Source organism: Rhodococcus sp. P14 (assembly GCF_000256505.1).
Classification (GTDB): Bacteria; Actinomycetota; Actinomycetes; order Mycobacteriales; family Mycobacteriaceae; genus Rhodococcus; species Rhodococcus ruber.
Map to the genome: position 1 here is coordinate 1 of NZ_AJFC01000188.1, position 5,750 is coordinate 5,750.

At 73.2% G+C, this 5,750-nt stretch carries 6 protein-coding genes; 2 read left to right on the forward strand and 4 right to left on the reverse strand.

Annotated features, from left to right (window positions below; genetic code table 11):
• Positions 1-164: 164 nt before the first annotated feature.
• Positions 165-1,046, reverse strand: coding sequence for a LysR substrate-binding domain-containing protein (locus tag OEY_RS0113710; protein WP_010594427.1), 882 nt, complete (start codon positions 1,044-1,046; stop codon positions 165-167).
• A 78-nt stretch (positions 1,047-1,124) separates the two neighbouring features.
• On the opposite strand from OEY_RS0113710, the gene OEY_RS0113715 reads away from it, so the two are divergent.
• Both OEY_RS0113715 and OEY_RS0113720 read left to right on the forward strand, forming a co-directional pair.
• On the forward strand, positions 1,125-2,048 hold the full coding sequence (locus tag OEY_RS0113715; RefSeq protein WP_029540034.1) for an EamA family transporter: 924 nt from the start codon (positions 1,125-1,127) through the stop codon (positions 2,046-2,048).
• Entirely contained in the window at positions 2,045-2,695 is a 651-nt protein-coding gene (locus tag OEY_RS0113720) for an NAD(P)-dependent oxidoreductase (protein ID WP_010594429.1), read from the forward strand. The genes OEY_RS0113715 and OEY_RS0113720 overlap by 4 nt, the downstream gene beginning before the upstream one ends.
• A 64-nt stretch (positions 2,696-2,759) precedes the next feature.
• Here OEY_RS0113720 and OEY_RS0113725 read toward each other — a convergent pair whose 3' ends face one another.
• The 3 genes from OEY_RS0113725 to OEY_RS28465 form a co-directional block, all read right to left on the reverse strand.
• A complete protein-coding gene (locus OEY_RS0113725; RefSeq protein ID WP_010594430.1) occupies positions 2,760-3,560 on the reverse strand; it encodes an alpha/beta fold hydrolase in 801 nt (266 codons plus the stop codon).
• A 109-nt stretch (positions 3,561-3,669) separates the two neighbouring features.
• Positions 3,670-5,436 carry an ABC transporter ATP-binding protein gene (locus OEY_RS0113730; RefSeq protein ID WP_010594431.1) on the reverse strand — a complete coding sequence of 589 codons (1,767 nt, stop codon included), beginning with the start codon at positions 5,434-5,436 and terminating at the stop codon, positions 3,670-3,672.
• Positions 5,433-5,750 (reverse strand): ATP-binding cassette domain-containing protein (locus tag OEY_RS28465; RefSeq protein ID WP_010594432.1); only part of this gene is annotated, 318 nt, incomplete at its 5' end. The genes OEY_RS28465 and OEY_RS0113730, both read right to left, overlap by 4 nt.

Genomic DNA, 5,750 nt, shown 5'->3' on the forward strand with positions numbered 1-5,750 from the left:
TCGTCCGCGTCCCCAAGGCGTAGGACCCGCGACCTCGAGGATCCGTCGAGGACCGTCACGTTCGGGCGGAGGCGACACGATCGCCTCCGCCCGAACGCGTGCGGGTGCCTGCGACCGTGCCGGTGACGGCAGCACCCCACGGCCGGCTCGACAGACCATCGACGTCACCGCGGCGATGCCCGGGGCTGCAGTATGTCCAGGAAGGCCACCGCGGCAGGCGCGGGATTGAAGTCGCTCCAGGCGAGATACTCCACTCGGGTCGGCCCGTCGCCGACGGGCACCGTGACCAGGTTCGGGGTCGACGGGACGAACGCGGGTGGCAGGAGCGCGACGGCGAGGTTCTGCTTCACGAGGTCGAGGATCAGGTCGGTCGACATCGATTCGAAGGTCACCTCCCGCCGCAGGTCGGCGGCGTCGAAGGCGAGGTCGCTCTGCGCACGCCCCTGGGTCCCGGCCGGGAAGTCCGCGAAGGTCTCCCCGGCAAGATCACGCAAGCGCAGCCGGCGCCGCCCCGCCAGCCCATGATCGGCCGCGAGCACAGCGACGAGGCGTTCGCGTGCCAGCTCGACGGACCGGACACGGTCGGGAGTGGTCGCGTCAGGCAGGCCCAGCACGGCGACGTCGACCCGACCCGCGCGGAGTGCGCTCACGAGTTCGTCGCTGCCGCCGTGCCGTAGTGCGATGCGCACCGCCGGGTGCGCGCGGTGGAACCGGCCCAAGGCAGCGGGAATGTCGACGGCGGTCACGGTGGGGATGACACCGACCGTCAGCGTGCCCCGCACCTGGCCGACCGTAGCGGTCGCGTCGGCAGCGGCACGCTCGGCAGCTTCCAGGCTCGCCCGCGCGGCGGGCAGGAACGCCGCCCCGGCGTCGGTGAGCTCGACGCGGCGGCTGGTCCGGGCGAACAGTGCCACGCCCAGCTCCTGTTCGAGCGCCTTGATCTGGTGACTGAGCGCCGACTGGACGACGAAGCACTGCTCGGCCGCTCGGGTGAAGTTCCGCTTCTCGGCCACGGCGAGCACATACCGCAGTTGCTGCAGTTCCATTCACCTATCGTGCACATCGATTGCTGATATGAAAACCATGTCTTGGACTCATCGGTACAACGACGCGACAGTGATGTGGTGACTACCACGACAACTCCTCTGCCGGCGCCCCCGGGGCGGGTGACGAACCGCACGGCACTCACTGCGGTGACCGCCGTGGCCCCTGCGGTGTGGGGCACGACCTATGTCGTCACCACAGAACTGCTGGCCCCGGGCCACCCCCTGTTCGCGGCGCTCGTGCGGGCGCTGCCCGCAGGCGTGCTCGCCCTCCTGCTCTCCCGGACGCTGCCCCGCGGGGCCTGGTGGTGGAAAACCGCGGTGCTGGGCGCCTTGAACATCGGCCTGTTCTTCCCGCTGCTGTTCCTCGCCGCGGAACGGCTGCCCGGCGGGGTCGCCGCCACCCTCGGCGCGACCCAGCCGATCATCGTCGCTCTTCTCGCCGTCGTCCTTCTGCCCGAACGCCTTTCGCTCCGGCGTCTGGTCTGGGGTGTCGTCGGCGTGCTCGGCGTGGGCCTGGTCGTGCTCGGCCCCGCAGCGGCCTTCGATCCCGTCGGCATCGTCGCCGGGCTCGCCGGTGCCGCGGTGATGGGGACCGGCGTCGTTCTCACCGCACGCTGGGGCCGGCCCGAGGGAGTCGGCGCGATCAGCTTCGCAGGGTGGCAGCTCACCGTCGGCGGCCTGATCCTGTCGGTACCGGCACTGCTGATCGAAGGGGTTCCCAGCCGAATCGACGCCCCCGCCGTCGCGGGCTACCTCTGGCTCGGCCTCCTCGGTGGGCTGCTGGCCTACACCCTCTGGTTCAACGGCCTGCGCACCCTGCCGGTCACCGCGACGGCGCTGCTCGGGTTGCTCTCCCCCCTCGTGGCCGCCGCCCTCGGTGTCCTCGTGGCGGGGGAAACCCTCAGCGCACCGCAGCTTGTCGGTTTCGTGCTCGCCCTCGCGGCGCTCGGCGCCGGGCAGACCGCGCCTCGCGCCCGTACGCGGAAAGGACTTTCGTCGTGAACGTCACCGTCATCGGGGCCACCGGCATGGTCGGCTCGCGCCTCGTAGCCGAAGCCGCCACGCGCGGACACCGCGTCGTCGCCGCCGCCCGGCATCCGGGCACCCATCCGGATCCGGGCGTCACCCCACTCGCCGTCGATGCCGGCGTGCCCGGACGACTCGATGCCGCACTCGCGGGTGCGCACGCGGCGATCCTCGCCGTCCGTGCCGCTCCCGGCCAGGAACAGACGATCGCACCGCTGACCACGGCGGTCCTGGACGCTACGGGTCGCTCCGGTACCCGCCTGCTCGTCATCGGCGGAGCCGGCCCCCTGCGCTCACCGCGGAGGGACGGCCTGGCGGTCCTCGATGATCCCGACTACGTGCCGGTCGAATGGCGAGCGGTCGCCGAGGCCAGCACTGCCCAGCTCCGCACCTGTGTCCGGCACACGAACCCGCGCTGGACATACCTGAGCCCGCCCGCGATCGTCGAATCCGGAACGCGCACGGGCACGTACCGGCGCGGAGCCACCACCCTGCTCACCGAACCCGACGGCACCTCACGCATCACCGCCGAGGATCTCGCCGTGGCCGCCCTCGACGAGATCGAACGCCCCGGTACCGACCGGCACTTCACGGTGGCACGCACTCCCCCGCGTTGTGGATAGCGTGGAGCGGGTAGCGAAAGCGGGTGGCACCGAGCAGGAGCGGCCGGCTCGTCCCGGGCGGCGATCAGCTCGCCAGGAACTCCAGCAGCACCTTGTTCACGGCCTCCGGCTGCTCGAGGTAGCCGTAGTGCCCGGCGTCCGGGATCTCCTGGTAGCTCGCGCCGGGAATGGCGTCGGCCACCTCCCGCGACAGGTACGCCGGAATCATCCGGTCGTCGGCGAAACCGACGGCCAGGCACGGCACCCGCACCGCCCGGTAGGCGGCGCGACGGTCGAACTCACGGTCCATTCCCAGCTGCGCCCGCACGCCGGGCGACGTCTTGCCGCCGGTGAACTCGAACACGTCGAGCCAGTCCCGCGCGGTGTGCGGGTCGGCCAGCGACGCCGGCGACAGGTTCATCACGGCCGTGACCGCCGCCCGGTACTTCGCGGGCAGTTCGACGCCGCTGTCGTACAGCTGACGCTCGCCCTCGGTGAGGGTGACCTGGAACTGGTCCATGCGGGCGTGCCCGGCCAGGAACACCGCCTTGCGCACCAGGTCCGGGCGGGCCAGCGACAGCTCCTGCGCGACGCGCGCCCCCATGGAGGTGCCCACGACATACGCGGGACCGCCGAGCAGCTCGATCAGGCCGGCGGTGTCGGCCACCAGGTCGTCGATGGTCATGCCGCCGAGGCTCTCCCCCGACGGCGCGATGCCGCGGTTGTCGAAGGTGGCGACGCGGTAGCCGGCCTGGACCAGCGCGGGAACCTGGTGCAGGTCCCAGACCCGGCCGGGGCTGCCCGTCCCCATGATCAGCACGACGAGGTCGCCGGTCCCCTTGACCTGGTAGTTCAGCGGGATGCCGTTGATTGTCGCGATGGGCATGAAAACCTTCCTGAGGTGGGTGGCGCGGGTGCGGCCGCACGGCAGCACGGGCACAACGGACCGATCCACACTACCCTGCACCGCAGGTCGCGACCCTGGCAGCACATCCTCAGGCGCCGCCCTGCCACGCGCGCCACAGCCGCGCGTAGCGGCCTCCGGCGGCGACGAGCGCCGCGTGCGGCCCCTCCTCGACGACCCGGCCCGCCTCGAGCACGACGATCCGGTCCGCGGCCGCGGCCTGCGTCAGCCGATGCGCCACGACCAGCGCGGTGCGTCCTCGCGTCACGACCGCCGCGGCGGCTTCGAGGGCTCGCGCGCCCGCGCTGCCGGCCTCCGCCGTCGCCTCGTCGAGCACCACCACCTGCGGATCGGCGATCAGCACCCGCGCCAGCGCGAGCTGCTGGGCCTGGGCCGCGGTCACGGGATGGCCGCCCTCACCGACGACCGTGTACACGCCGTCGTCGAGGGCGCGGACCCACTCGCCCGCGCCGACGGCGTCGAGCGCGGCCGCGACCTCGTCCACGGTGGCGTCGGGCCTGGCCAGGCGCACGTCGTCGAGCAGGGGGCCGCCGAACACGTGCACCTCCTGGCTGACGACGACGACGTAGCGGCGCAGCCGGGCACCGAGTTCGCCGAGCGCCCGGCCACCGAGACGGACCTCCCCCGAGGTGGGCGTGACGACCCCGGCGGCGGCAGCGGCGACCGTCGACTTCCCGGCGCCGGTCGAGCCGACCAACGCCACCGTCTCCCCCGGCGCGACCTTCAGGTCCACGCCGTGCAGGACCTCGGGGCCGTGCGCGTATCGGTGCCGCACCCCGGTCAGCTCCAGCGCCGGCGGACCGCAGCGCGGCTCGTCGGGCGGACCGTCGTCCGGGGTCGGCGCCGCCGGGAGGTCGGCGACGCCCACGAGCCGGGCCAGGCTCGCGCCCGCCGACTGGACGTCGTCGAAGGTGAACAGCAGCAGCCCGAGGGGCGAGAACAGGCGGTGGAACAGCAGTGCCGCCGCGGTGGCCTCGCCGACGGTCACCGCGTCCGCCCGGATCAGGACGAACCCGGCGACGAGAAGCGCCGCGAGACCGACGAATTCGGCCCGGTTGGCCCGGCCCGCGAATCGGGTGAACAGGCCGAACACGCCGACGGTGAGGTCGCGCGCGCGGGCCGAGGCGGCATCGATGCCGGACAGGTGGGTCGTGTCGAGGCCGTAGGCACGGACCGTGCGCACCCCGTGCATGCTGCTGACGAGTGCCTGCGACCGTGCGCCCATCGCGACCCGCTCCGCGGCGTACAGCGGAGCCGAGCGGGGCAGGTACCAGCGCAGGGCGAGCGCGTACATCGGCAGCGCGACGAGGCCGGCGAGACCGAGCCGCCAGTCGATTCCGACCATCGCCGCGACGCTGACCACCACCAGCATCAGTGCGGCCACCAGCTGCGGCACCACCGAGCCGAGTGCCTTCGCCAGCACCGCGACGTCGTCGCCGACGCGGGAGAGGACGTCGCCGTGCCCGGCGCGTTCGACGGTCTCGGTGGGCAGGGTCAGCACCCGCGCCAGCACCGTCTCGCGCAGCCGGGCCAGCACCGTCTCGCCGAGACGCGCAACCAGGTGCAGGCCGGCCCCCTCGAGCACGCCGCCGACGACCGCCGCCGCGGCGATCAGCGCGACGACCCATCCGAGGGTGGACATCGGGGCCTGCTCGCGCACCCGGTCGACGAGGACACCGAGGACGCGCACCGGCACCACCGCGGCGATCGCCGACCCGACGGACACCGTCACCGTCAGCGCGACCCGCCCCGGCGCGTCGCGCAGCTGCGCTCCCAGCCAGCGCCACGACCGTCCCGCGGAGGCGATCGGCAGCAGCTCGGACTCGTTGTTCGTCATCGCAGCACCGCCGCTCGGTAGGTGGGGTCGGTGGCGGACAGTTCGGCGTGGGTGCCGGACGCGACGATCTCGCCGTCGTCGACCAACACCACGCGGTCGGCGGCGGCGAGCAGCGCGGGGCTCGAGGTGATGACGACGGTCGTGTGCTCGTCGCCGTCGTGCCGCAGGCGCGCGATCCCCTCCGCGACGGCCTGCTCGGTAACCGCATCGACCGCGGTGGTCGGCTCGTGCAGCACGAGCACGGGAGCGCGCCGCGCCAGCGCCCGGGCCAGCGCCACGCGCTGCCGCTGTCCGCCGGACAGGCTGGGGCCGCG

Excerpts from the sequence above, each read along its gene's own strand:
- OEY_RS0113710 (WP_010594427.1), bottom strand. The coding sequence starts at position 1,046 with ATGGAACTGCAGCAACTGCGGTATGTGCTCGCCGTGGCCGAGAAGCGG.
- OEY_RS0113725 (WP_010594430.1), bottom strand. The coding sequence starts at position 3,560 with ATGCCCATCGCGACAATCAACGGCATCCCGCTGAACTACCAGGTCAAG.
- OEY_RS0113730 (WP_010594431.1), bottom strand. The coding sequence starts at position 5,436 with ATGACGAACAACGAGTCCGAGCTGCTGCCGATCGCCTCCGCGGGACGG.